Origin of the sequence: Rhodobium gokarnense, from assembly GCF_025961475.1 — a bacterium.
GTDB lineage: Bacteria > Pseudomonadota > Alphaproteobacteria > Rhizobiales > Rhodobiaceae > Rhodobium > Rhodobium gokarnense.
The window spans coordinates 147,573-171,785 of sequence record NZ_JAOQNS010000006.1 but is presented as its reverse complement, the minus strand read 5'-3'; the positions used below and the strand labels follow the sequence as shown (position 1 = coordinate 171,785).

Annotated in this window: 22 protein-coding genes; 6 read left to right on the top strand and 16 right to left on the bottom strand. The window is 66.6% G+C overall.

Annotation, left to right across the window (positions count from 1 at the left end; genetic code table 11):
- Nucleotides 1–10 precede the first annotated feature (10 nt).
- Nucleotides 11–769, bottom strand: a complete 759-nt coding sequence (gene bcsS, locus M2319_RS12350) for a cellulose biosynthesis protein BcsS (RefSeq protein ID WP_264601764.1) — start codon at nt 767–769, stop codon at nt 11–13.
- A gap of 292 nt (nt 770–1,061) precedes the next feature.
- Between bcsS and M2319_RS12345 the strand changes: the two genes are divergently transcribed.
- A complete protein-coding gene (locus M2319_RS12345) occupies nt 1,062–1,751 on the top strand; it encodes a Crp/Fnr family transcriptional regulator (RefSeq protein WP_264601763.1) in 690 nt (229 codons plus the stop codon).
- Nucleotides 1,752–2,005: 254 nt separating this feature from the next.
- On the opposite strand, the gene M2319_RS12340 is transcribed toward M2319_RS12345, so the two are convergent.
- From M2319_RS12340 to M2319_RS12315, 6 genes are all read right to left on the bottom strand, one after another.
- Entirely contained in the window at nt 2,006–2,374 is a 369-nt protein-coding gene (locus M2319_RS12340; RefSeq protein WP_264601762.1) for a hypothetical protein, read from the bottom strand.
- A gap of 294 nt (nt 2,375–2,668) precedes the next feature.
- Nucleotides 2,669–4,906 carry an esterase-like activity of phytase family protein gene (locus tag M2319_RS12335; protein WP_264601761.1) on the bottom strand — a complete coding sequence of 746 codons (2,238 nt, stop codon included), beginning with the start codon at nt 4,904–4,906 and terminating at the stop codon, nt 2,669–2,671.
- Nucleotides 4,907–5,120: 214 nt separating this feature from the next.
- Complete coding sequence (groL, locus tag M2319_RS12330; protein WP_264601760.1) at nt 5,121–6,758, bottom strand: chaperonin GroEL; 1,638 nt, start codon at nt 6,756–6,758, stop codon at nt 5,121–5,123.
- Between the two features lie 139 nt (nt 6,759–6,897).
- Nucleotides 6,898–7,185 (bottom strand): co-chaperone GroES, encoded by a 288-nt coding sequence (gene groES, locus M2319_RS12325; protein WP_264601759.1) that lies wholly within the window; start codon nt 7,183–7,185, stop codon nt 6,898–6,900.
- A 206-nt stretch (nt 7,186–7,391) separates the two neighbouring features.
- Entirely contained in the window at nt 7,392–8,048 is a 657-nt protein-coding gene (locus M2319_RS12320; RefSeq protein ID WP_264601758.1) for a DNA-3-methyladenine glycosylase I, read from the bottom strand.
- A 112-nt stretch (nt 8,049–8,160) separates the two neighbouring features.
- On the bottom strand, nt 8,161–8,967 hold the full coding sequence (locus M2319_RS12315) for a protein phosphatase CheZ (RefSeq protein WP_264601757.1): 807 nt from the start codon (nt 8,965–8,967) through the stop codon (nt 8,161–8,163).
- A gap of 155 nt (nt 8,968–9,122) precedes the next feature.
- Here M2319_RS12315 and M2319_RS12310 point away from each other — a divergent pair, with 155 nt between their 5' ends.
- The 3 genes from M2319_RS12310 (at nt 9,123) to M2319_RS12300 (ending at nt 11,948) form a co-directional block, all read left to right on the top strand.
- On the top strand, nt 9,123–9,884 hold the full coding sequence (locus tag M2319_RS12310; RefSeq protein WP_264601756.1) for a DUF2927 domain-containing protein: 762 nt from the start codon (nt 9,123–9,125) through the stop codon (nt 9,882–9,884).
- Between the two features lie 138 nt (nt 9,885–10,022).
- The gene (locus M2319_RS12305) at nt 10,023–10,811 is read left to right on the top strand and encodes a DUF2927 domain-containing protein (RefSeq protein ID WP_264601755.1); all 789 of its coding nucleotides are present in this window, start codon (nt 10,023–10,025) and stop codon (nt 10,809–10,811) included.
- A 285-nt stretch (nt 10,812–11,096) separates the two neighbouring features.
- Nucleotides 11,097–11,948, top strand: a complete 852-nt coding sequence (locus tag M2319_RS12300) for a L,D-transpeptidase (protein WP_264601754.1) — start codon at nt 11,097–11,099, stop codon at nt 11,946–11,948.
- Nucleotides 11,949–12,023: 75 nt separating this feature from the next.
- Here the strand turns inward: M2319_RS12300 and M2319_RS12295 are convergent, their stop codons facing one another.
- Nucleotides 12,024–12,305: a hypothetical protein gene (locus M2319_RS12295; protein ID WP_264601753.1), complete on the bottom strand. Its 282-nt coding sequence runs from the start codon at nt 12,303–12,305 to the stop codon at nt 12,024–12,026.
- A gap of 309 nt (nt 12,306–12,614) precedes the next feature.
- Here M2319_RS12295 and M2319_RS12290 point away from each other — a divergent pair, with 309 nt between their 5' ends.
- Nucleotides 12,615–13,019 (top strand): helix-turn-helix domain-containing protein, encoded by a 405-nt coding sequence (locus M2319_RS12290; protein WP_264601752.1) that lies wholly within the window; start codon nt 12,615–12,617, stop codon nt 13,017–13,019.
- 471 nt (nt 13,020–13,490) lie between these two features.
- On the opposite strand, the gene glcF is transcribed toward M2319_RS12290, so the two are convergent.
- The 4 genes from glcF to M2319_RS12270 are packed head-to-tail and all read right to left on the bottom strand — an operon-like array spanning nt 13,491 to nt 17,961.
- The gene (gene glcF / locus M2319_RS12285) at nt 13,491–14,801 is read right to left on the bottom strand and encodes a glycolate oxidase subunit GlcF (RefSeq protein ID WP_264601751.1); all 1,311 of its coding nucleotides are present in this window, start codon (nt 14,799–14,801) and stop codon (nt 13,491–13,493) included.
- A gap of 30 nt (nt 14,802–14,831) precedes the next feature.
- On the bottom strand, nt 14,832–15,194 hold the full coding sequence (locus M2319_RS12280; protein WP_264601750.1) for a DUF4870 family protein: 363 nt from the start codon (nt 15,192–15,194) through the stop codon (nt 14,832–14,834).
- Between the two features lie 37 nt (nt 15,195–15,231).
- Entirely contained in the window at nt 15,232–16,443 is a 1,212-nt protein-coding gene (locus M2319_RS12275; protein WP_264601749.1) for an FAD-binding protein, read from the bottom strand.
- A 21-nt stretch (nt 16,444–16,464) separates the two neighbouring features.
- Nucleotides 16,465–17,961: an FAD-linked oxidase C-terminal domain-containing protein gene (locus M2319_RS12270; RefSeq protein ID WP_264601748.1), complete on the bottom strand. Its 1,497-nt coding sequence runs from the start codon at nt 17,959–17,961 to the stop codon at nt 16,465–16,467.
- Between the two features lie 271 nt (nt 17,962–18,232).
- On the opposite strand from M2319_RS12270, the gene M2319_RS12265 reads away from it, so the two are divergent.
- On the top strand, nt 18,233–18,640 hold the full coding sequence (locus M2319_RS12265) for a c-type cytochrome (RefSeq protein WP_264601747.1): 408 nt from the start codon (nt 18,233–18,235) through the stop codon (nt 18,638–18,640).
- 275 nt (nt 18,641–18,915) lie between these two features.
- On the opposite strand, the gene M2319_RS12260 is transcribed toward M2319_RS12265, so the two are convergent.
- The 4 genes from M2319_RS12260 to M2319_RS12245 form a co-directional block, all read right to left on the bottom strand.
- Nucleotides 18,916–20,250, bottom strand: coding sequence for a DUF3422 family protein (locus M2319_RS12260; protein ID WP_264601746.1), 1,335 nt, complete (start codon nt 20,248–20,250; stop codon nt 18,916–18,918).
- A gap of 115 nt (nt 20,251–20,365) precedes the next feature.
- Complete coding sequence (locus M2319_RS12255) at nt 20,366–21,922, bottom strand: TRAP transporter large permease (RefSeq protein ID WP_264601745.1); 1,557 nt, start codon at nt 21,920–21,922, stop codon at nt 20,366–20,368.
- Nucleotides 21,923–21,936: 14 nt separating this feature from the next.
- Nucleotides 21,937–22,899 (bottom strand): TRAP transporter small permease subunit, encoded by a 963-nt coding sequence (locus M2319_RS12250; RefSeq protein ID WP_264601744.1) that lies wholly within the window; start codon nt 22,897–22,899, stop codon nt 21,937–21,939.
- A 145-nt stretch (nt 22,900–23,044) separates the two neighbouring features.
- Entirely contained in the window at nt 23,045–24,082 is a 1,038-nt protein-coding gene (locus M2319_RS12245) for a TRAP transporter substrate-binding protein (RefSeq protein WP_264601743.1), read from the bottom strand.
- Nucleotides 24,083–24,213: the final 131 nt, after the last annotated feature.

Sequence of the window (24,213 nt, the reverse complement as noted above, 5' to 3'; positions counted from 1 at the left end):
CAGCCTGTCCTCAGAAGCGGTGCCAGAGGCCGCCGGTCAGATAGCCATCGCGCGCGCCGTCGCGGCGCAGCCGGAGCCCGGCGGCGACGTTCCCGCGCAACCAGCCGAGGGGGGCGCCCAGAAGGGCCGCGCCGATGCGCCGCTCGTCATAGCTGTTGTTGCCGATGCCGACGAGTTCGGGACCGACGAAGAGGTCCGGCCGGAGCTCATGGCCGGCGAAGGCGCGGGCGTACCACAGCCCGTCGAAGGTGGAGGCGGAGACATAGCCGGTGGCGAGAATGTGCGGCGCGGGCTTTGCCCAGGTGTCGAGCGCGCCGCGGGCGGCGATGCGGGTGCCCTCGGCCGTGTTGCCCGGGTCGGGGCGCGACAGGGTCTGGCGTTCCACCGCCGGGCCGGCAAGCACAGTGACGCCGTAGCGCGGGCGCTCGAAGCGATAGCCGGCGGCGATGCCGGCGCCGCCGATGGCGGCATGAAACCAGCGCTTCGCATGGCGGCGCCGGCGGTAGCGGTACCAGCCGGTGCCGGCGGTCACGGCGCCGATGGGGGAGGACGCCCCGGCGCCGGCGGGCACAAAGCGCATGCCGATCGCCGCATAGGCGTTGTCCCGCGTGACGTCGAGGGAGGAGAAATAGAGCAGGCGCTTGAGGGCGAAGGATGTGCGCCCCGTCTCTTGCGAGGGATCGGCAGCGGCCGTTCCCGCCAGGATAATCGAGGCCAACGCGGAGCCGAGCACCCGCCGTGCGAAGACCCGGGCGGGCCGCGGCCCCATGCGGCGAAAACCGGCCGCGACCGGGCAAACCGCAACCCTGCTGCTGACGCCTGCCTGCGGCCCTTCTTGCGCGCTTTCGGCCTTTCGATCGGACGCCATACGCAAACGTCCGGCCGGCCCTGCGAAAGGGCCGGCCGCCCCTCACCCCAAAACGCCAAATACACTCTATGGTAGCGAAACCGGAGTCAAGGCGTGTATCCGCCGTCGTTGCCCCCGGCCGGCGCGCGCATCGGGCTTGCCGAGGCGGCCGCGAAATAGGTTATGCTCCGGATACCAATGCGGGGAGGCGGCCATGCGGCTCGACAAGAGTTTTCTGGAAAACAGCTTTTCGCTCGCCGGCCTGCCGGAGGCGCTGGCGGAGGGCCTTTCCGGGCTTGCCCGCGGCGTCAGCCTGTCGTCCGGCGAGATCCTGTTCCATGCCGGCGATCCGGGCAACGGCTTCTACGCTGTGCTCGAGGGCTCCATCAAGGTCAGCGTCATCTCGCACGAGGGCGAGGAGCAGTTGCTCGCCGTGTTCGGCCCCGGAGCGCTGGTCGGCGAACTGGCGCTGCTCGACGGCCGGCCGCGCTCGGCGACCGTGACGGCGCTGAAGCCGGCCAGGCTCGCCTTCATCGAAAAGGCCGCCTTCGAGCGCTTCGCCGATGCCAATCCGGCCGTCTACCGGCACATGCTGGCGGTCGTCGGCACGCGGCTCCGGCTCGCCAACGATGTCCTTGCCGCGCGCAGCTTCCTGCCGCTGCCGGGCCGGGTCGCGCAGACACTGCTGCAGCTCGCCGAGACCTTCGGCAAGCCGCTCGACAACGGCCGGGTGCTGATCCACTACAAGGTCAGCCAGGCGAACCTTGCCAACATGGCGGGCGCGGCGCGAGAAAACGTCAACCGCGTGCTCAGCGACTGGAAGCGCTCCGGCACCATCAGCCGCATTTCCGGCTATTACTGCATCGAGAACCACGACGCCCTGAAGGCGGCCTCGGAGATCTGAGCTGATAGTCGACCATGTCGGCACCTCGTTTTGGCCGCCGTGGTCGCCCGGGCGAAAGGGCGCCCTGGATTGCTTCGCTGCGCTCGCAATGACGATTTCACCCGTAATTTCAATGTCATTGCGAGGAGGCCGATAGGCCGACGCGGCAATCCATATGGCGTTGCGCGGCGCCCTGATCCCGCCAGACAGCCAAAAGCCCCGCCGGGGGACATCGGCGGGGCCTTCGGTCATTTGGAGGTCAGGTCAGGTTCGGATCAATCGCAGACCCAGACCTTCTTGCGGACGATCACGCGCTCGCCCCAGCGGTTGTAGCGCTTCTTGCGGACGATCTCCCAGCCGCAATCGCGGGTGGCGACATAGGCGGCGCCGGCGGCGAAGCCGAGGGCGGCGGCGCCGTAGCCCCAGCCGCGGCCGTGGCCACGGTGCCAGCGGTGGTGGCGACGATGGCGGTGGCGCCAGCCGACCTTCTGGACCTCGGCGGTGGTGTCGGCGGTGGCGGCGGCGACGGCCGGGCCGACATTGAGCGGGCCGGCGGCGGCCGGCGCGGCGGTGGCGGCAAAGGCGCCGGCAAGGATGCTGAGCGCGGTAAAGCCGGTGACGGTCTTCTTCATCAGGGTGTTCATGGCAGTGTTCTCCTCAAGGGTGTCTCTATGACTGTTTGGTTGGTGGTGGAGCTGTCCGTTCCTTCGGGGCTCCGCTTCGGGGCTCTTTGGTGCCCCCCGATGATTTGAAGGTAAGGGCGATCGCGCCCCGGCGTTGTGACCGGCGTCACGCTTTGGCGGGTTGGTCAAAAACCGCCGGAAATCCCGGCAAGAGGGATGCCGGACAAAGAAGGGCCCGGAAGGCGAGCCTTCCGGGCCGAGGCGGTCTTGGCGGCAAAGGCGGGAGGGGCTTTTTGCCCCTCTCCGCAAGCGGGATCAGTCGAGGCGCTTGGCCGAGCCGAGGTCGAGGAACAGCGTTTCGCCGGAGGCGTCGTCGACGCCGTCATTGTCGGTGACGGCAAGGATGCGGCCGTCGGCGGTGACCGTCAGGCCCTCGACCTTGTCGGGTGTCCAGCCCCTGGTCGCGGCCATTGCCGGCAACAGGTCGATGGCAAGGTGCTTTGCGACCACCGGCAGTTCGCCGCCGACAGGCGCGGGCGTCACGCCGTCGAGCGAGATCACCGTCACCTGCTTGATGGCGGCGTCCGGGCCACCCCTGTTGTCGCGCTCGATGAGGGCGAAGCGGGCGCCGCCGAGGGAGGTGATCTCCGACAGGCCGACCCAGCCGCCGGCGGCCGAGCGCGGCTTGTCCAGCGGATAGTGGACGAAGCCCCAGGTCTTTGCGGCCGGGTCGTAGATGCCGAGCTTGGTCATGCCTTTCGGGTCGTCGCCCCATTCGCGCTGGACGGCGACGACGACGCGGGTCTGGCCGTCGACCTCATATTCGGCAACGCCCTCCAGGCTGAAGCGCGCGGCCTTGGCGACGAGCTCTTCCGGCAGCGAGATTTCCTCCTCCACCGTGCCGTCGGCGGCGGCCTTGATCAGGAGGTGTTGCAGCTCCTTTTCGGGATGACCTTCGCTGGCGAGCCAGAAGCCGCCTTCGCCGTGGACCGCGATGCCTTCCAGATCGTAGCGCTTGGCAGCGCCGCCCTTGAGGTCGACATAGGAGACGATCTTTGCCGGCGTTTGCGACACGTCGAGGGTGAAGATGCGGGCCGCGTCATAAAAGCTGTCGCTGACCGCGTAGACCTTCGCGGCATCCGCCGGATCGGCGGCAAGGCCGGAAAGGGCGCCCCAGCCGATCGGCGCATCGGTCGCCGGATCGGTGTCGGAGACGATGGTCGGATAGGCCGGCGCCTTGGCACCGAAGCCGTAGATGCCGAGGACGGCGCGGACACTGTCCTCGGCGCTGTCCTTTTCATTGGCGACGACGAGAAGGTCGCGGGACGGGATGGCGAGGAGGCCTTCCGGGGCGACGTTGGTCGGCAGGAACTGGAGGAACTCCGGCTCGGCCCCCGTGTCGCGGTAGACGGCAACGAAATTGGCGCGCTCGCTGGAGACGAAGATCAGCCGCTCGCCGCGGAAGGTGCCGACGGTCGCCCCTTCCGGCTCGGCGCCCTTCTTGGCGGCGCGCTTGGCGGGATAGTGGCCGGTGCGCATCGCCATCTGCTCCAGCGTATTGCCGCTGTCATAGAGCACCGTTCCGGCCTTGTCGAAGATGGTGAAGCCACGCGAACCGCCCTTGTAGTCGCCCTCGTTCGCCGTGACGAAACGCTCGTTGTCGATCCAGGCGACGGCATCCGGCTCGCGGGCGACGTCCTTGATCGAGCCAGTGCCGTCGACGGCGCGGGCCTTCGCGGTCGGGATGTGCTCCGCGCTCGACGTGCCTGCGGAGAAGTGGGCCGTCACCTCGCCGGTGGCGAGGTCGACGAGGGCGATGTGGTTGTTCTCCTGCAGGGTGACGACGGCGATATTGTCGGCGTTGACGGAGACGAATTCCGGCTCCGGATCCTCCGGCGCGATCTCGGCAAGGCCGGTCATGTCGACGATGCGCACGGCGTCGCAGTTGGTGGGGCGGCCGTCGGCGTCGAGGTCGAAGATCGCAAGGTGGCCGGCCGGCATCTGCGGGATGACGCCGTCATTGAGGTCCTCGTCGCGCTCGTTCTCGATGGCGATCGCGACGAACTTGCCGTCGGGGCTGGCGGCAACGGAGTCCGGCTGGCCCTTGACGTCGCATTTGGCGACCGTCTCGCGGCTGTCGACGCCGATGACGGCGAGATGGCCGCCCGGCTTGACGAAGCTTTCCGAGGTGTTGACGCCGGCAAGGGCAAAGCCGCCGACGACGGCAACGGAGGTCGGCTCGCCGCCGAGGGCGGTGCGCCCGAGCGGCTTCGGCGCCGCCGGCTGGGTGGCGTCGACGAAGACCAGCGCCTCGCCCGGGCTGTCGGTGAAGATCAGGGTCCGGCCATCCATGGAGGCGGCGGCGATCTCGGCGACCGTCTCGGTCGTCCTGTCGACGCCCGCATCGAGGGTCTCGTAGACCGGCATCGACGCGAGGCGCTCGAAATAGGCGGCGCCGTCGGCGGCATTGGCGGGGGCATTGGCGGCGGTTACGGTGCCGGCGACGCACATCGCGCCGAGGCCGGTCAAGAGATGGCTGCGAAGGACGCGCATGATCTCTGGCTCTCCCTGGAAATTTCCGATGATCCGGACGTGAGGATTCGTTGAGGCTCGGCGGGAGGCTAGGAGGCGTTCATGCAAGCCGGGTGACGCTTGCTTGAAAGTTTTGTGACGGTCCGGCGACGCGGAAACGCCAGCATTGCCACAACGAAAAAGGGCGGCCCGAAGACCGCCCTTTCCCGTATTCGATTGCGTTAGGACGCGTGGCTTAGAAGCCCATGTCGCCCATGCCGCCACCCGGCATCGCCGGTGCGCCGGAGTCCTTCTTGGGAATCTCGGCGACCATCGCCTCGGTGGTGATCAGGAGGGCGGCGACGGAGGCCGCGTCCTGCAGGGCAGTGCGCACGACCTTGGTCGGGTCGATGATGCCGGCCTTGATCATGTCGACATAGGACTCGGACTGGGCGTCGAAGCCGAAGTTCTCGTCCTTGGACTCGGTCACCTTGCCGACGACGATCGAGCCTTCCACGCCGGCGTTCTCGGCGATCTGGCGGATCGGGGCCTCAAGGGCGCGCAGCACGATCTTGATGCCGGCGGCAACGTCGGCATTGTCGCTGGAGACCTTCTCCACGGCGCGGCGGGCGTGCAAGAGAGCGACGCCGCCACCCGGGACGATGCCTTCCTCGACGGCCGCACGGGTCGCGTTGAGGGCGTCGTCGACGCGGTCCTTCTTCTCCTTCACCTCGACCTCGGTGGCGCCACCGACGCGGATGACGGCCACACCGCCGGCGAGCTTGGCCAGGCGCTCCTGGAGCTTCTCGCGGTCGTAGTCGGACGTGGTTTCCTCGATCTGGCCCTTGATCTGGCCGACGCGGGCCTCGATGTCGGCCTTCTCGCCGGCACCGTCGACGATCGTGGTCTCTTCCTTGGTGATGGTGACGCGCTTGGCGGTGCCGAGCATGTCGAGGGTGACGTTCTCAAGCTTGATGCCGAGATCCTCGGAGATCACCTGGCCGCCGGTCAGGATCGCGATGTCCTCCAGCATGGCCTTGCGGCGGTCGCCGAAGCCCGGAGCCTTGACGGCCGCGACCTTGAGACCACCGCGCAGCTTGTTGACGACGAGCGTGGCGAGCGCCTCGCCCTCGACGTCCTCGGCGATGATCATCAGCGGACGGTTGGACTGAACGACGGCTTCCAGAACCGGCAGCATGGCCTGCAGGTTGGAGAGCTTCTTCTCGTGCAGGAGGATGTACGGATCCTCAAGCTCGGTGACCATCTTCTCGGCGTTGGTCACGAAGTACGGCGACAGGTAGCCGCGATCGAACTGCATGCCCTCGACGGTCTCCAGCTCGAACTCCAGAGCCTTCGATTCCTCGACGGTGATGACGCCCTCGTTGCCGACCTTCTGCATCGCCTCGGCGATCTTCTCGCCGATGATGTGCTCGCCATTGGCCGAGATGGTGCCGACCTGGGCGACTTCCTCGGAGGTGTTGATCGCCTTGGACTGGGCGGTCAGATCGTCGACGGCGGCCTTGACGGCCATGTCGACGCCGCGCTTCAGGTCCATCGGGTTCATGCCGGCGGCAACCGCCTTGGCGCCTTCCTTGACGATGGACTGGGCCAGCACGGTGGCGGTGGTGGTGCCGTCGCCGGCCAGGTCGTTGGTCTTGGAGGCGACTTCGCGCACCATCTGGGCGCCCATGTTCTCGAACTTGTCCTCAAGCTCGATTTCCTTGGCGACGGTGACGCCGTCCTTGGTGATGCGCGGGGCGCCGAACGACTTCTCGATGACGACGTTGCGGCCCTTCGGACCCAGCGTCACCTTGACGGCGTTGGCGAGGAGGTCAACGCCGCGAAGCATCTTGTCGCGGGCGTCGGATGCGAATTTTACTTCCTTGGCAGCCATATTTCAGCTCCTTGATTTCTTTCCCGGTCCGGAAGGATCCGCCGGGTGGTTCGGTGGTGGACTGGGACGGTCAGGCCGGGCTCGCGCCGGTCGGCGCGGATGCCGGGGTGACGTCCCGATCGTCGTTGCTACCGGCGGGTCAGCCGATCACGCCCATGATGTCGGATTCCTTCATGATCAGGACATCCTCACCATCGATCTTGACTTCGGTGCCCGACCACTTGCCGAACAGGACCCGGTCGCCGGCCTTGACGTCCATCGCGATCAGTTCGCCGGCCTCGCTGCGGGCGCCCTGGCCGACGGCGACGACTTCGCCTTCCTGCGGCTTTTCCTTGGCAGTGTCGGGGATGATGATGCCGCCGGCGGTCTTTTCTTCGGATTCGACGCGACGGACGACTACGCGGTCGTGAAGAGGGCGAAACTTCATTTTGAAAAGCTTCCTCTGAGTTTTTGCCGTGAACGTTTGTTCGCTGTTTGCGTGAGCGTTAGCACTCTCTTCAGGTGAGTGCTAACAGTCGTCGCTGAGTTAGTCACGGGGGAGGAAACTGTCAAGACGCGGTGCAACATGGCGGCGAAATTTTTCGCCTCAGAGCACCCTTGGGGCGACCTCAAACGCCGCCATCGTTAACGGCTTCAGATCGGCCTGTCGAATTGCGCCCGCTGGTTCTCTACGTCGTGTCGACACCAGCAGCTTTCAAGGTGGTCGTTGACGATGCCGACCGACTGCATGAAGGCGTAGGCCGTGGTCGGGCCGAAAAATTTCCAGCCGCGCTTCTTCAGGTCTTTGGCAAGCGCCACCGACTGCGCGGTCTTGGCGAGAGGGCCGAGGCTCGCCTTGTCGAAGCGGTCGGGACGCTCCTCCGGGGCCGGCTCGTAACGCCAGACGAAGGCAGCGAGCGAGCCCGCCTCCTCGACCAGTTCCACGGCGCGGGCGGCGTTGTTGATCGCCGCCTCGATCTTGCCGCGGTGGCGGATGATGCCGGCATCGCCGAGAAGACGTTCGACGTCGGCGGCGCCGAAGCGGGCGACCTTGTCGAAATCAAAGCCGGCAAAGGCGGCGCGGAAGTTCTCGCGCTTCCTGAGGATGGTCAGCCAGGACAGGCCCGACTGGAAGCCCTCCAGGCAGATCTTTTCAAAAAGGCGCCGGTCGTCGGCGACCGGGCGGCCCCATTCGGTGTCGTGATAGGCGAGGTAGTCCGGCAGGTTGCCGTGCCACCAGCAGCGCGGGTGGCCGTCGGTGCCGATCAGGATGCCGTCCTCGGCCGCCTGCTGCTTTCCGTCCTGGTCCATGAAATTCCCCTCGCCCTTCGGAGTGCGCAGAACATATCAGGAACAAACAAAAACGTCCAGACGGCCAAAGCCGTCCGGACGTCAAAAACTTTGGTGCGGTCTATTGCGTGGATCAGGCGAACAGCGCGTCGATATCGTCCTGGGAGGCGACGCCCTCGTCGACGGCCTGGGCCGGGCCGTTGAGCAGGGCCTTGTCGGCGTCGCTCTGGACCTTTTCCTCCTGGATCTCGCTCTCCACGTCCTTGAAGCTGTCGATGCCGCCCCAGATCTCCATCATCCGGGTGATGCGGTTCTCCACGAAGCGCAGGGCGTTGACGACCTTGGTGATGCGCTGGCCGGTGATGTCCTGGAAGTTACAGGCCTCGTAGATGCCAACGACCTTGTCCTGGATGTCGGCGGCCATGTCCTGGTCGCGGTTGGCGAGCCGGGCGACGAGGTTGGAAGCCTGCTCGTCGATGGTCTCGACGGCGGCGAGGATCTTTTCCGTCGCCTGCTCGGTGCCCTGCACGACCTCGTCGAGCTCGTCGGTGACGCGCGTCATCTGCTTGCCCTCGAACGAGTTGACATGCAGCGACGCGATCTCGCGCTTGGTCTGGCTGATGGCATCATGCATGGCATCGAGCTCGATCTTGAGCTTCTGCGCCTCGTGCATCTCCTGCTTGAGGTGTTTGAATTCCTCGTCGAGATGGGCGATGTCGGCCCGCACCTCGTCAGACCTGTCGCGGCCGTCTTCGCCGCCCGCCGCCGGCCGCGCCTTGGCAAGGTCGGTGACCATCTGCTTCAGCGCCGCGACCTCGCGCAGCACTTCCTGATGCCGCCGGTCGGCGAAGTGATCGACGGCAACCGGGCCGGAAGAGGCCATGCCGGCCGCCCCGCCGTGCATTGCCTCGACGCGAAAAAGTCGTCTGCGATTGGTCATGCAAGTCCTCATTATCCCGACGACAAAAGTAATCCGGTGAGAATTAAAGAAGTCCTTACCGTAGGGCGCGTTCTTTACCGCGATCGCAGAACGGTTGGACCGGACCCGACAACGCGCTAAAATCCGGCCAGTCGAACAAGGACACCGAACGTCCCATGTCCCGCGTCTTCATCGTCCGGCGCCGCACAAGCGGCATTGCTGCGGCCCTTGCCGCGGCCGTCTTTGCCGTCGCGCTCATCCCGGCCGCCGGCGGACGCAGCGTTGCCGCGCCCGCCGCCTACAGCGACCGTGAACTCATCGACGGCTTCATGAAGACGGTGTTCGGCCTGGAATACCGGACCTGGAACTGGCAGCCCTACCTCGTCAAGAAATACACCGGCAATGTCAGCTTCTTCGTGCGCAACATCTCCGGCAACGACCGCAGGCGCGACGCCACCGCCTTCATCCGCAGCCTGAGGCGCAAGATCCGCGGCCTCAGCGTCGACTTCGCGGCGCGGCCGGACGATGCCAATTTCGTCGTCTACATCGTCGACCGCAAGCAATATGCCGGCATCGTGAGGAACGAGATCTACGGCGATCCCGCGGCGAGCGCGCCCGGACGCTGCCTCGTTCGGGTGCTCTCCGACGAAAGCGGCATTTCGCGCTCGACCGCGGTCATCGTCGCCGACGAGGGCGAATTCCTGTTCCACCGCTGCCTGGTGGAGGAGGTGTTGCAGGGGCTCGGCCCGATGAACGACGACCGCAGCCTCACCCACAGCGTCTTCAACGACGCCTCGAGGCACAGCCAGTTCACCGACTACGACCGCTACATCCTCAACATGCTCTACCATCGCCGGATCCGCCCCGGCATGACCCAGCAGCAGGCGCGCGAGGTGCTGCCGAGCGTGCTGCGCGACGTGCGCCGCTTCGTGCATTAGGCCTGGCGCCTCTCCCGTCGCCCTCCCCTCCGGGGCTTTTTTCGTTCCTTTTGCCGCCGATTTTCGCCAAGATGGACGACCGGCCGCCCCACGGCTTCGCGCCCGAGCGCGGGGCCTGGTGCGAGAAAGGCGTGCGCCATGCTGAAACCTGCCCTGACCGCCCTCGCCTTCTGGCTTGCCGCCGCCAGCGCGGCGCTGCCGGCCACCCCGCGCGTTGAAGCCATCGTCACCGCCTATTCGGACGAGCAGCTCATCGACGGCTTCATGCGCACCGTGTTCGGCGCAGAGGACCCCTCGCAGCGGCGCGGACCCGGCGCCAACCACATCCGCAAGTTCCCCGGCCGGGTCCGGGTCCACGTCATCGACCTTGCCAGGCGCGACCACCGGACGGGCGACATCCGGCGCTTCGTCTCTAAGCTCGACCGCACCGTCAAGGGCCTCAGAATGTCGATGACGGCGAACCAGAACCGGGCGGAGATGATCGTCTTCCTCGTCGACAGAGCCGACTATCGCGGCGTCATCGAGGAGACCATGCCGAGCCAGTTCAACAAGCGGTTCCTGCTCACCAGCGACTGCTCGGCGGTCACCGGCGGGCGGCGCGGCGACAACCTCGACCGCGCCTTCGTCTTCATCGTCGTCAACGAGGGGCGGCGCGCGTTCCGGCACTGCATGATCGAGGAGATCAGCCAGAGCCTCGGGCCCGTCAACGACGACTGGCGGCTGAAGGACTCCATCTTCAACGACTATTCGACCGTCAGCCGCTTCAACGTCTTCGACTGGTTCATCCTCAACATGCTCTATGACCGGCGGGTCAGGGTCGGCATGACGCCGCGCCAGGTGGAGCGGGTGCTGCCGGCGGTGATCGCCGATGCCCGCATCCGGCTCCGGCGCATCGTCTCGACCGGCCAGTTGAGCCAGAGACGGTGACCGGGCGCCGCCCAAAAACGCCGCGCCGCCGATTCACCGGGCGTTAACCGCTTTTGCCAACCGATTTCTAACCATAGCCGCAAGGAGTCGGCCGCCGGGCCGTTTCCGCCCGGAATGATTCACCTTTTCCGAAATACCGCTCCTTAACCTTGATGGCGGGAAACGGGACACGGGGACCGGGCGCAGGGCGCCCGGAACCATCTCCCGACGACACGGTTGTTTCCCAGTGAGCCGGCGGGACACCCCGCCAATCAGCCGATTGACGAAATGTAGCCGAGTACGTCGATGAAACGCCTTTTTGCTCCGATGGCCCTGATGGTGTTTGGGATGGTCGCGACCAGCGGCGCGTTCCAGGCCGCCGCCGAGGGCCGCTATACCCAGAGACCGCCCGTCGTCCTCAGCCCGGACCTCTCCGAGCCCTGGCTTCTGCAACTCCAGCCGCGCCGCCGGGCCTATCGGGAAGCCCCGACATATCGCCGGGCACCGCGCACCTATGGCCGCGAGGAATATCGCGATCACCGCCGGGCCCCGCGCCTGTTCGGCCGCCGGGACGACCCGACCTATCGCCGCGCGCCGGCGCCCGCCCGCACCGACCGCTACGGCATGCGCTGGCAGGATGCCCCGAGCCGGGTGCGCCCCGCCTCCGTGGTGCAGCCGCGCCCGCATGTGGCCAAGCGCTCGCGCCGCGAGATGGACCCGAAATTCCTGCCGCAGACCGTTTCCTATGACGGCGGCCAGAAGCCGGGCACCATCATCATCGACACCAATGAGCGCTTCCTCTACCTCGTCCAGTCGGGCGGGACGGCCAAGCGCTACGGCGTCGGCGTCGGCCGGCCGGGGTTCGAGTGGGCCGGCACCCACAAGATCACCCGCAAGGCGGAATGGCCGGACTGGCATCCGCCGGCGGAAATGCGCCAGCGCCAGCCGGGCCTGCCGAAAATGATGGCCGGCGGTCCGAAGAACCCGCTCGGCGCGCGCGCCATGTATCTCGGCTCGACCCTTTACCGCATCCACGGCTCCAACCAGCCCTGGACCATCGGACACGCCGTCTCTTCCGGCTGCATCCGCATGCGCAACGAGGACGTGGTCGACCTTTACGGCCGCGTCGGCGTCGGCACCAAGGTCGTGGTGATGTAGGCACCGGCCTTTGATGGGACATTGAGACGGCCGCATCTCGAAAGGGATGCGGCCGTTTTCCGTTTTCAAGGTCGGTCAATGGGTCGGGGTCTTGCCGCTCCAGCGGGCCGGCTCGCATTGGACGCCATCGGCCGGCGCCGTGTCCGCCTCCTTGGCGCCGAGCTTTGGCAGTGGCGGCATTTTTTGTGTCGGCCCGGCCTCATCCTTGCCGGTCGCCTGACGTTCCGGCTTCGGCGGATCGCTCGCGGCAGCAGCCGTTGCCAGCGCAGCGGCCAGGACCGCAGCGAGGACCCGCGCCGCGCATCGGATGCCGGTTTGCCGGCCGATCAAAGATGTGGACAACTCACGCGTCGACATGTCGCCTTCCGACAACCGTTACACTTCGCTTGCATAACAGCATCGTCCGCGCTCAAACAAGGGCGTGGCCATTGCCGGGGCGCTTCCGCCTGCCGGCGATGCCGTATGCCGGCCATCCTGCCGGCGCCGAACGGTCCTTGCGGACAGGTGTCTGCACCGACGCCGACATGGCGTGCCCGGCCGTTGTCGTTTTCAAAGCAGTCCGAGATGCCGGCCTGTGGGATGAAGCGACCTCACCGCCGATCGGACCGCATTTCTCGTTCACGTGTCGGCGGCGCCGACGCCGTCTCGCCAGGAGGGAACAGGACCATGCTCACCAATCCGGACGCTGCAGGCGAACCCGAGGTCACCGTCGGCGAGCGCATCCGCCGCGCCCGCGAGGCGATGGGGCTTTCCGCCGCGCAGCTCGCCCGCCGGCTCGGCATCAAGACGCAGACGCTGACGATGTGGGAAGGCGACCGCTCCGAGCCGCGCTCCAACCGGCTCCTGATGCTCGCCGGGCTCCTCAATGTCAGCCCGAGCTGGCTCCTCAGCGGCCTCGGCACGGCCCCGGTCGGCGACCATACGGCGAGCGAGATGAAGACGCTCAGGGCCGAACTGAACTTGCTGAAGACCGAGATCGACAGCCTGTCGCGCCGGCTCGACAAGGTGATCACCCATTTCGACCGGCTGGTCGAGGACGAAACGGGCGAGTTGCCGGCCGGCGAGGAATAGGCGGCGGGCGGCCTTCGGACGACCGCAATGCCGTTGAAAAAGCTCAGAAATTCGTCATTGCGAGCGCAGCGAAGCAATCCAGGGCGGGGCTGGCCGAAGCGCACCAGGCCGCCTGCTTGAACGCCATCACCAGCCACACACTCCGCCGTCATCCCGGCCGCCGAGCCGGGGCCTATTGCCCCTCTCCAAGCGGTATGCCCTATCGATTCCTGTCGCTCCCGCCAGCTCGCTTCGCTCGCGGCTCCGCGGGGGCGGCCTGACCGGCCGGCGGGAGGTCGCTCCTGCAAGCCCTTCGGGCTCGATCGTCGATATCGCACGCCCTGCCTGGCACCAACGACATACCGTGTGGATTGGGGCAATGGGTCCCGGCTCTGCGCTGCGCTCCGGCCGGGATGACGCCGAGAGGCAAAGCAGCGGCAAACGGGAATACAGTGCGCTTGGCGCAGCGCGCGCAGCCAGCGTGCCCGAGCATTATTTCTCCCTGCCCTCCAGCGCCGCCGGCTGCGGCCCGCCATAGGCCCAGTCGAGGAGTTCCACCGTGTGGACCACCGGCACCTCGGCCTTTGCGGCCAGTTGGGTCATGCAGCCGATATTGCCGGTGGCGATCATTTGAGGCTCGGTCCGTGCGATGTTGGCGAGCTTGCGGTCGCGCAGGCGCCCGGCGATTTCCGGCTGGAGGATGTTGTAGACGCCGGCGGATCCGCAGCAAAGGTGGCCTTCCGGCACCTCGCGGACGTCGAAGCCGGCCGTTGCCAGCAGTTCCTTTGGCTGGCGGGTGATCTGCTGGCCGTGCTGCATGGAACAGGCGGCGTGGTAGGCGACGGCCTGGCCGGTTTCACGCACCGGAGGACCAAGGTCCAGCGTCTCCACATATTCCGAAACGTCCCGGGCAAGCCCGGCGACACGTGCCGCCTTTTCCGCATAGGCCGGATCGCCGGCCAGCAGATGGCCGTAGTCCTTCACCGTGGTGCCGCAGCCGGAGGCGGAAACGAGGATAGCGTCCAGCCCCTCCCCCTCGATCTCGCGCATCCAGGCATCGACGTTGCGGCGGGCCTGGGCGCGGGCGTCGTCGGCCTTGCCGAGGTGGTGGACGAGGGCGCCGCAGCAGCCCTCCCCCTCCGGCATGACGACCTCGATGCCGGCGCGATTGAGCAGACGCACCGCGGCCTCGTTTATCCCCGGCGCCAGCACGGCCTGGGCGCAGCCGGTCATCAGCACGACGCGGCCCTTGCGCCCCGTCACCGGAAAGCGGGCCGGCGCGATCGCTTCCGACCTTGGCGGCAGCCTTGAGGGCGTCAGCGCCAGCATGGCGGCGATCTTTTCAAGCCCTGGGATGCGGCGGATGAGCGGCAGGGCGAGGCGCGCGAACCAGGAGCCGGCGAGCGAGGCCCGGAACCGCCGCCGGTCCGGCAGCACGAAGGCGAGCGTGTCGCGCAGCATGCGATCCGCCCAAGGCCGCCGGTAGGTCTCCTCGATATGGGCGCGGGCGCCGTCGACGAGGTGCATGTAGTCGACGCCCGAGGGGCAAGTGGTCATGCAGGCAAGGCAGGTCAGGCAGCGGTCGATGTGCTTGACCACCTTCTCCGTCGCCGGCCGGTCGTTCTCCAGCATGTCCTTGATCAGGTAGATGCGACCGCGCGGCGAATCCAGCTCGTCGCCGAGCAGGACGAAGGTCGGGCAGGTCGCCGTGCAGAAGCCGCAATGGACGCATTTCCTGAGAATGCGGTCGGATTCGGCGATCAGCGGCTGAGCGAGCTGCTCTCGGGAAAAGGTGGTCTGCATTATTTACTGCGTGCTCAGAACGTCCAGGCCTCAAAACGTCCAGGTTTGGGGATCCGGGATCGGCTCGCCGTTGCTCGCCGCCTGCAGGCCCTTGATGCAGCGGATGATGACCCAGACGGCGACGAGGATCATCAACAGGAAGCCGATGAAGAGGAAGGTGAGCAGGAACGAGATGAAGCCGAACAGCAGCGATATCCAGAAGGTGCGGATCTGGAAGGTGTAGTGGGTATCGGCCCAGCCGCCCCGGCCGCGGTTCAGATAGGCGATGACGACGCCGATCAGCGGCGTGATGCCGAGGACGAAGCCGACCAGATAGAGGATGTAGATCAGCGTGACGTTCTTGGCCCCGGGCTCCATGTAGCCGCTGAGGTCGTCGGACCCTTGTGTGCTCATTTTCCGTTCTCCCCTGTTTGAAATCCCGATCGGTCGGTCACCCGCCCATCCGCCCCGGATTGAGGATGCCGGCCGGATCGAACTGGTCCTTCAGCCGGCGCGCGAGATTTGCGAGCGCCGCCGGCTGTGGCTGGAACACCGGCACGGCGGCGCGGGTTCCGGCATCGGCGCGGATCAGCGTCGCGTGGCCGCCCTGGGCTTCGGCGACGGCGCCGCGCACGGTGTCTGCCATCGGATCGGGCCCCGGCAGCATCAGCCAGACGAGGCCGCCGGCCCAGTCGAAGAAGGCCTTCGCGCCCTCCGCCGCTCCGATGACGGCGGCGACGACGGCGGGGCCGTCGGTCGGGGCAACGGAGATGCGCCAGAGCGGCAGGGACGTGTTGGCGGCAAAGGGTTTTACCGCGCCGATGGCGCGCCAGAGCGTTGCCGTCGTCGGCGTATCGAGGCGCTCGGCAAGGCCGAAGGGGCGCAGCACCTCGGCGAGCATGCCGGCGCGGGCCTCGACCGAGGGGCCGAAGCCTTCCAGCCGCATGACGGTCGCGCCCTCACCCAATCCATCGACGCCAAAGCCCCTGGCAACGTCGGCCGGCAGGTGTGCGGCGCCGGAGACTTCCGAGGACGAGCCCATGGCCGCGGCCATGGCGATCGCGGCGGTCTCGGGGTTAAGCCCGTGCACGACGAGGGTCGTCGCCGTCTCCGGCTTCGGCAGGGTCTTGAAGGTGAGTTCGGTAAGGACCGCAAGGGTTCCCCAGGAGCCGGCAAGGCCCTTCGTCAGGTCGTAGCCGGTGACGTTCTTCATCACCCGGCCGCCGGACTTGAAGATCTCGCCCCTGCCGGAGACGGCGCGGATGCCGAGGGCGTGGTCGCGCACGGCGCCCGCCTGCAGCCGGCGCGAGCCGGCAAAGTTGGTGCCGTAGAGGCCGGCGAGCGTCCCCTTGTCCGCCGCCTCGCCGAGGAGCGGGCCGAGATCAGCCGGCTCGAAGGCGAGCATCTGACCGTTGTCGTCCAGCAGCTTTTCGATCTCGGCGAGCGGCGTTGCGGCCCGTGCCGTCAGCACCAGTTCGGCCGGATCGTAGTCGACGATGCCGGAGAGGGCGGACAGGTCGACGCCGTATTCGGTCTGGGGCGGGCGGCCGATGCTGCGCTTGGTGCCGCCGGACCACAGCTCAAGTGGCGTCTCTTCCCCGAGCGCATAGGCGACGAGGGCTTCCACGTCCTTTTCGTCGGTCGGCTTGAACCTGTCGGTCATGTCGGCGGGCTGAACTTTCACTCAAAAACGCGGGATGTCGGGGAACGGCATCTGGCCCTTGTGGACGTGCATGCGGCCGAGCTCGGCGCAGCTATTGAGGGTCGGGAAGACCTTGCCGGGATTGAGGAGTTGCTTGGCGTCGAAGGCGCATTTGACGCGGATCTGGTGGTCCATGTCGATGTCGGTGAACATCTCGCCCATCAGGTCGCGCTTTTCGACGCCGACGCCGTGCTCGCCGGTCAGCACGCCGCCAACCTCCACGCAGAGCCGCAATATGTCGGCCCCAAAATCCTCGGCCTTGTCGAGGTCGCCCGGAATGTTGGCGTCGTAGAGGATCAGCGGATGCAGATTGCCGTCGCCGGCATGGAAGACGTTGGCAACGCCGAGGCCGTAGGACGCGGCCATCTCCTGCATGCGGGTCAGCACATGGGGCAGCGCCTTTCGCGGGATGGTGCCGTCCATGCACATATAGTCCGGCGAGATGCGCCCGACGGCGGGAAAGGCAGCCTTGCGGCCGGCCCAGAAGGAAAGCCGCTCGGCCTCCGTCTCGGAGACCCGGATATGGGCGGCGTTGTTCGCCTTCGCGATCGCGCCGACGCGCTCCAGGAGGTGGTCGACCTCGGCCTTCGGGCCGTCCAGTTCGACGATCAGCAACGCCTCGACGTCGAGCGGATAGCCGGCATGGACGAAGTCCTCGGCGGCGTGGATCGCCGGCCGGTCCATCATCTCCATGCCGCCGGGGATGATGCCGGCGCCGATCACGTCGGCAACGCATTTTCCGGCATCGTCGTTGGTGGGAAAGCCGATGAGGATGGCGCGGGCCGTGTCCGGCTGCTTCAGGAGCCTGACCGTCACCTCGGTGACGACGCCGAGCATGCCTTCGGACCCGACGACGAGGCCGAGGAGGTCGTAGCCCTCGGCATCGAGGTGCCTGCCGCCGATGCGGATCACCTCGCCCTCGATGGTGACGAGTTCGACGCCGAGCACGTTGTTGGTGGTAAGGCCGTATTTCAGGCAATGCACCCCGCCGGCATTCTCCGCGACGTTGCCGCCGATGGAGCAGGCGATCTGCGAGGACGGGTCGGGGGCGTAATAGAAGCCGCGGTGCTCCACGGCGCGGGTGATGCCGAGATTGGTGACGCCCGGCTGGACGACCGCGACCCGGTTGTCGAAGTCGATGTCGAGCACCCGGTTGAACTTCATCATCGACATCAGGACGCCGTCGGCGAGCGGCAGGGCGCCGCCGGAGAGCGACGTTCCGGCGCCGCGCGGCACCACCTTGACGCCGTTGTTATGGCAATAGCGCAGGACGCGGGCGACCTGGTCGACGGTTTCGGGAAGGACGACGACGAAGGGGACCTGGCGATAGGCGGTGAGGCCGTCGGTCTCGTAGACCCGCATCTCCGCCTCGTCGGAGATCACCCCCTCGCCGGGGACGATGGCGCGGAGCGCGGCGACGATCTCGTCGCGGCGCTGCAGCACCCCGGCATCGCTCGGCGGCATGACAAGGCCGCTCATGGCATCCTCCCCGGATGTTATCGTTTTGGCCGCACCCGCATGCGTGTGCGGCGTTTGAAGTCATTCTAGCGGGATTTCGCCGACCGGCCACCGCCGAAAGTCGTAGACGCCGGTTGCAGGGGCGATTTCGCTTCCACTATGCATCAAAATGTCGCTATCAAAGCATTTGTTTGGAAACGTACTAGCAGTCAATTTCCCGGTCTTATTCGCCGGTCGCCCGAAGAGCGGCGGCGTGACTACCGGATGTGAAACCTGCCACAGGAGCGAACACATGAAGGGTCTTATCGGCATCGGCATCGCCGCTGCTCTGACCATCGCGGCCACCGGCGCGGCGTCTGCCGCGGGCGACGCGGCCAAGGGCGAAAAGGTCGCCAAGAAGTGCGTTGCCTGCCACACCTTCGACGAAGGCGGCAAGAACAAGGTCGGCCCGAATCTCTGGGGCATCGTCGGCCGCACCGCCGGCACCCATGAGGGCTACAAATATTCCGAGAGCTACGTCTCCCTCGGCGAGGGCGGCATGACCTGGACGGAAGAGAACATCGCCGCCTATGTGCCGGATCCGAAGGGCTTCATCCAGGAAAAGACGGGCGACCCGAAGGCCAAGTCGAAGATGACCTTCAAGCTCACCAAGGACGAGGACATCGCCGACGTCATCGCCTATCTGGCGACGCTGAAGTAGACTTCCTCTCGCCGGATTTTTTCGAAAAGCCGGGCCCAGCGCCCGGCTTTTTTGTTTTTTTGGGAAGACGCACATTGACCGGACCGGTGGAGTGTTCGGTCGAGCCCTGCGCTCAATAGCCTCCGAGCAGTCCTAAACGAAGGTCGTCAATGCGTTGTCTTTTTGCAGGACGCGCATTGACCGGACTGGCGAAGCGAGTTGGCAAGCCCGGCGCTCCATAGCCTCCGAGCGATCTTCAGCGAAGGTCGTCAATGCGCTTTGGGGCCTTCAGGCCCTCAGTCCTTGTCCTTTTCGGCGTGGTGGCGGCGGATGCGCCTTGTCATCCAGTAGACGGCGCCCAGCACCATCGGCACGGCGACGCCGACGACGATCTCGGGCCGGACGGGCAGGACATGGGCCTCCTTCAGGCCCTTGGCGGCGTAGCCGATAATGCCGAGCAGGTAGTAGCTGATGGCACCGATCGAGAGGCCCTCCACCGTCTGCTGCAGGCGGAGCTGCAGCTTGGCGCGGCGGTTCATGGAGTTGAGCAAGGCCACGTTCTGGTGCTCCACGTCGATGGCGACGCGGGCGCGCAGGACGTCGATGGCGCGGGCGAGCTTGGTGGCGAGCTGGTTCTGGCGTTTCTCGAGCGACTGGCAGGTCCTCAGCGCCGGGTTCATGCGCCGGGCCAGGAACGTCTTCAGCGTGCCGTAGCCGGGCCAGGACTTCTCGTTGAGCGCGTCGAGGCGGATCTGCAGCACCTCGTCATAGGCCTGGGTCGCGCTCATGCGGTAGGAAAAGCGCGACACGTCGGCCTCCAGCTCGCTGGCGAGTTCCGTCAGGCGCGACAGCAGCGCGCGGTTGGAGGCGAGCTCGCCGCTTTCCCGGGCCTCGTTCGACAGGTCCGCCAGCTCCTGCTCGATGCGGTCGACGGTGGGCGTCGCCTTGCGCGCCGCCGGCAGGCCGAGCAGGGTCATGGAGCGGTAGGTCTCGACCTCCTGCAGACGCTGGAAGACGGCGCCAGCGCGCGCCTCGCTGATGCCGCGCGAGATGATGGCGTAGCGGGTCAGCCCGTTCTCGTCCTGGCGGAAGTCCGTGGCGATGACGGCCGCGCCCTCCTCCACTTCAGAGACGCAGAGGCTGCGCGGGTTGAACGGCGCCAGCGTCGGCTCGATGTCGCCGAGCACCTCGATGAGGGCAAAGCGGCCGCCGCCGACGAGCGGCCCCGGCGGCTCGAAGCCCTCGCCGAACGGGCCCATCGGCACCGGGCCGGTGAGCGGATCGTCCTCCGGCGGGCAGCGCCAGACGAAGGAGACGAACTCGTTGTGGCATTCCCAGCGCAACACGCCGATGTCGATCTTGGCGCGGTGGTAGCGCAGGCCCGGCTCGGGCGGCTTGCCGCCATGGCGGACATAGAGATCGGACGCCATCTCGGTGCATTCGTCCGGCGTCATCGTCGTGTTCATGAACGACAGGCTGACGACCCGGAGCGGCGGCTTGATCAGCGGGAACGGGCGGGCATGGATCTCGTCGAGGACCGCCTGGCGGTCCTGGTGGGCCTCAAAGCGGCGATAGCCGATCGTCACCGGCGCTGCGCCGTCCTCCGTTCCGGGCGTCGTCTCGTCGCTCATAGGCCCTCCGGTCCCCCGCTCTCGTGCCCGGAGTGTAGCCCAATGCGCCCGCCCGGATCACCACGGGACGATGACACCCGGGCTGTCCTGATGTCGCGGGGCGCCGGTCCGGGCGTCACCGCAAGAGGAAGCTCGGGAACCAGAGCGCGATCTCCGGAAAGATCATGACCAGGATCAGGCCGATCACCTGCAGGGCAACGAACGGCACGATGCCCTTGTAGATCTGCTGGATCTTCACCTCCGGCGGCGCCACGCCCTTCATGTAGAAGAGCGCGAAGCCGAAGGGTGGCGTCAGGAACGATGTCTGCAGATTGACCGAGACGAGGATGGTGAACCAGATCAGCGGCGCCTCGGCAACGCCCGGCCATTCGCCGATATGGCCGCCGAAATCGAGTCCGGCGACGATCGGCCCGAACACCGGCAGCACGATCAGCGTGATCTCGACCCAGTCGAAGAAGAAACCGAGCAGGAAGATCATGCCCATCAGCACCAGGAGGATGCCCCAGGGGCCGACGCCGGTGGCGGCGATGAATTCCTCGATCAGGGTGTCGCCGCCGAGCCACCGAAAGACGAGGCTGAAGCAGGTGGCGCCGACGAAGATGCCGAAGATCATCGCCGTCGTCAGCGCCGAGCGCTGGCAGACGTCCTTCAGCACGCTGCCGGAGAGCGCCCGGTTGATGAGGGCAAGGAGCGTCGCACCGACGGCGCCGACGCCGGCGGCCTCGGTCGGCGTCGCATAGCCCTTGAAGATGGAGCCGAGCACCAGGACGATGAGCAGCACCGGCGGCAGGAAGGAGCGCAGCAGCAGCGCGGTGAAGGCGGCGTTGCGGCTGGTGCCCCAGGCGCTGATCGCGAACAGGAAGACGACCACGGCGGCAAGCTGCAGCCAGTCGGCGGTGAAGAAGACGGCGGCGAAGGCGGCGATGGCAAGGACGAGCCAGGCGCTGCCGGGGATGCTGTCCGGCGATATCCGGCGCATCCTTTCGCCCATCGCCCGGTCGTTGTCGTCGAGCCCCTCGTCGGCCGGCATCGGCGGCGCCAGGTGCGGTTTCCAGAAGCACAGGCCCATGATGTAGACCATGTAGAGACCGGAGAGCAGCAGGCCCGGGATGATGGCGGCGATGAACACGGTGCCGACCGGGATCGACATCAGGTCCGACATGATCACCAGCATGATCGAGGGCGGAATGAGGATGCCGAGGGTGCCCGAGGAGGCGATGGTGCCGGTCGCCAGCGGCACGTTGTACTGCCGCTTCAGCATCACCGGCAGGGCCATCAGCGTCATCATCACCACCGAGGCGCCGATGATGCCGGTGGTGGCGGCCATGATCGTGCCCATCAGGGTGACGGAGAGGGCAAGGCCACCCGGGATGCGCCTTGTCAGCACCTGCAGGCAATGCAGGAGGTCGCGCGCGACGCCCGATTTTTCCAGCATCGTTCCCATGAAGATGAACATCGGGATGGCGACGAGGACCGGGTTTTCCATCGACCCGCCGAAGATGCGGTTCGGGACGATGACGAGGCGGGCGACGTTGAAGCCGCCCATCAGCTCGGCGATGAAGGCAAAGCCGAGGCCGACGCCGCCGAGGATCAGCGCCACCGGATAGCCGGTGAACAGCAGCAGCCCGAGGGCGACGAACATCAGGACCGGAAGCAGCTCCAGGACCGTCATTTCCTAAAACTCCTTCAGTCCGCGAGCCGGCCGCTGCGGGCCAGGTCGTCGGGTTCGCCGGCGTGCGGCGTGCCGGAATAGTGGGATCCGTGCCAGCGCAGGTGTCGCGGCGCGAAGAGATAGACCAGCGATTTCAGGATCGCGGAAATGCCGGCAAGCGCGAACAGGGAAAAGCCGAGGGGCAGCGCGGCCTTGATGATCCAGCGGTAGCTGAGGCCGGTCTGGGCGGCGGAGACCTCGTCGGTGGCGAATGCGCGCTCGGCGAAGGTGAAGCCGAACTTCACCACCAGATAGCAGTAGGGCAAGAGGAAGATGACGCCGCCGACAAGCTCCATCCAGACCCGCGCGTTCGGGCTCAGCCGGTCGCGGACCAGCTCGATGCGCACATGGGCGTCCTTCAGATAGGCATAGCCGAGGCAGAACAGGAACAGGACCGCATGGATATGCCACTCAAGCTCCTGCAGCTTGGTGGAGGAAAAGGCAAAGACCGTATCGAGGTAGTCCGGGTAGTATTCCAGGATCTTGCGCTGGGTGACGTCGTAGGCAATCACCACCATCAGCGGCACGAACAGCCAGGCGGACGACTTGCCAAAGAAGGAGACCAGCGCGTCGAGGTCCTTGATCGCAGTGATGGTGCCGGAGGCGGTGCCTTCCTTGTAGCGCCAGACCGCCAGCCAGAAGACGAGGGCGACCGCGGCAAGCACGACGAGCACCGCCTCGTTCTCCCAGGTGCGGAAGAAGGAGCGGCCGTTGGTGCCGTAGGTTTTGAGCACCGCCGGCAGCGCATCCGGGACCAGGATGAACAGGATGACGGCGGCAAGGCTGCCGAGGAGGACGAGCGCCGGGCGGGCGCCGACGAGCGCGGCCAGCACGATCAGCGCGGCACTGCCGGCGATCAGCCAGAGTGCGGCAGCGCCCGTCACGAAGATGGAGGCGGCAAGACCCGCAAGGCCCAGCCAGGCGAGCGGAGTGCCCATGGAGACGATCCTTCAGTGGGATGGCAGGTCGCGCGCTTGCGAGCGAGCGGAGCGACGCCGGCGAACGGGCGGCAGGAGAATGGCGGCAGCCGCCGCGCGGACGGAAATGGTCCGCACGGCGGCAACCGAAGTCGGAGCGTCCTGCCTATTCCAGGTAGCCGACGGCCTTCCACTCGGCATAGCCTTCGCGGAATTTCGACAGCGATTCCCAGACCTTGGCGAAGTTCTCGTTATTCGCCTTTTCCTCTTCCACGACCTCAAGCCAGGCGGCCTTCAGGGCGTCGAGGATCGCCGGATCCCACTTGTGGATGGTGACGCCCTCGTTCTTCAGGTCCTGCAGCGCCTTGAACTGGATCGCCTCGCCCTCGGCCAGGCCGTAGGCGACGTTGGCCTCGCAGACGGTCTCGATGAGCGCCTTGGTGTCGTCGCCGAGGCCTTCCCACTCGTCCTTGTTCATCATCAGCTCGAAGAAGGTCGACTGCTGGTGCCAGCCGGGGAAGTAGTAGTGCTTGGCAACCTGGTAGAAGCCGAGCTTCTGGTCGATGGCCGGCATGGAGAACTCGGTGGCGTCGATGGTGCCGAGTTCCAGCGCCGGGAAGATGTCGCCGCCGGCGAGGAGCTGGGTCGACACGCCCATCTTTTCCATCACCTTGGCGCCGAGGCCGAAGAAGCGCATCTTCAGGCCCTTGAGGTCGTCGACCGAGTTGATTTCCTTCTTGAACCAGCCGGAGGCTTCCGGCGCGATGACCGCGCAGACCAGCGCCTTGATGTTGTAGGGGGCGTAGATCTCGTCATAGAGCTCCTTGCCGCCGCCATACTTGATCCAGGCATAGTATTCGCCGGCGCTGGGGCCGAACGGCACGGCGGCGAACAGGGCGAGCGCGGTGTCCTTGCCGGTCCAGTAGCCCGGCGTCGACCAGGCCGCCTGTACGGCACCCGACGAGACCGCGTCGAAGGCCTCCAGCGCCGGTACGATGGCGCCCGGCTCCTGGAACTTGACCTGGACCTGGCCGTCGGAAATCTTGTCCAGCCGCTCCGAAATCACCTTGCCGAGCGTGCCGAGCTGGGTCAGCGAGCTGGCATAGGTGGACTGCATGTCCCAGTTGATCTTGTCGAACGCCGCGGCCTGCCCGGCAAGGGCGACCGAGGCGGTAAACGCACTGATGGCGAGTAGTTTCTTCATGCGAGGTTCCTCCCTGGTGGCATGATCCCGCACCGTTCGTTGCGGTGCTTATCGGTTCATTCGCGAAGCTTAGAACGATCCCGGCGACGATGGCCAGGGATTTCCTCCAGCCTCGACACAAGCGATCACAC

Coding starts and splice junctions, on each gene's coding strand:
- bcsS (WP_264601764.1), bottom strand. CDS start 769: ATGGGGCCGCGGCCCGCCCGGGTCTTCGCACGGCGGGTGCTCGGCTCC.
- M2319_RS12345 (WP_264601763.1), top strand. CDS start 1,062: ATGCGGCTCGACAAGAGTTTTCTGGAAAACAGCTTTTCGCTCGCCGGC.
- M2319_RS12340 (WP_264601762.1), bottom strand. CDS start 2,374: ATGAACACCCTGATGAAGAAGACCGTCACCGGCTTTACCGCGCTCAGC.
- M2319_RS12335 (WP_264601761.1), bottom strand. CDS start 4,906: ATGCGCGTCCTTCGCAGCCATCTCTTGACCGGCCTCGGCGCGATGTGC.
- groL (WP_264601760.1), bottom strand. CDS start 6,758: ATGGCTGCCAAGGAAGTAAAATTCGCATCCGACGCCCGCGACAAGATG.
- groES (WP_264601759.1), bottom strand. CDS start 7,185: ATGAAGTTTCGCCCTCTTCACGACCGCGTAGTCGTCCGTCGCGTCGAA.
- M2319_RS12320 (WP_264601758.1), bottom strand. CDS start 8,048: ATGGACCAGGACGGAAAGCAGCAGGCGGCCGAGGACGGCATCCTGATC.
- M2319_RS12315 (WP_264601757.1), bottom strand. CDS start 8,967: ATGACCAATCGCAGACGACTTTTTCGCGTCGAGGCAATGCACGGCGGG.
- M2319_RS12310 (WP_264601756.1), top strand. CDS start 9,123: ATGTCCCGCGTCTTCATCGTCCGGCGCCGCACAAGCGGCATTGCTGCG.
- M2319_RS12305 (WP_264601755.1), top strand. CDS start 10,023: ATGCTGAAACCTGCCCTGACCGCCCTCGCCTTCTGGCTTGCCGCCGCC.
- M2319_RS12300 (WP_264601754.1), top strand. CDS start 11,097: ATGAAACGCCTTTTTGCTCCGATGGCCCTGATGGTGTTTGGGATGGTC.
- M2319_RS12295 (WP_264601753.1), bottom strand. CDS start 12,305: ATGTCGACGCGTGAGTTGTCCACATCTTTGATCGGCCGGCAAACCGGC.
- M2319_RS12290 (WP_264601752.1), top strand. CDS start 12,615: ATGCTCACCAATCCGGACGCTGCAGGCGAACCCGAGGTCACCGTCGGC.
- glcF (WP_264601751.1), bottom strand. CDS start 14,801: ATGCAGACCACCTTTTCCCGAGAGCAGCTCGCTCAGCCGCTGATCGCC.
- M2319_RS12280 (WP_264601750.1), bottom strand. CDS start 15,194: ATGAGCACACAAGGGTCCGACGACCTCAGCGGCTACATGGAGCCCGGG.
- M2319_RS12275 (WP_264601749.1), bottom strand. CDS start 16,443: ATGACCGACAGGTTCAAGCCGACCGACGAAAAGGACGTGGAAGCCCTC.
- M2319_RS12270 (WP_264601748.1), bottom strand. CDS start 17,961: ATGAGCGGCCTTGTCATGCCGCCGAGCGATGCCGGGGTGCTGCAGCGC.
- M2319_RS12265 (WP_264601747.1), top strand. CDS start 18,233: ATGAAGGGTCTTATCGGCATCGGCATCGCCGCTGCTCTGACCATCGCG.
- M2319_RS12260 (WP_264601746.1), bottom strand. CDS start 20,250: ATGAGCGACGAGACGACGCCCGGAACGGAGGACGGCGCAGCGCCGGTG.
- M2319_RS12255 (WP_264601745.1), bottom strand. CDS start 21,922: ATGACGGTCCTGGAGCTGCTTCCGGTCCTGATGTTCGTCGCCCTCGGG.
- M2319_RS12250 (WP_264601744.1), bottom strand. CDS start 22,899: ATGGGCACTCCGCTCGCCTGGCTGGGCCTTGCGGGTCTTGCCGCCTCC.
- M2319_RS12245 (WP_264601743.1), bottom strand. CDS start 24,082: ATGAAGAAACTACTCGCCATCAGTGCGTTTACCGCCTCGGTCGCCCTT.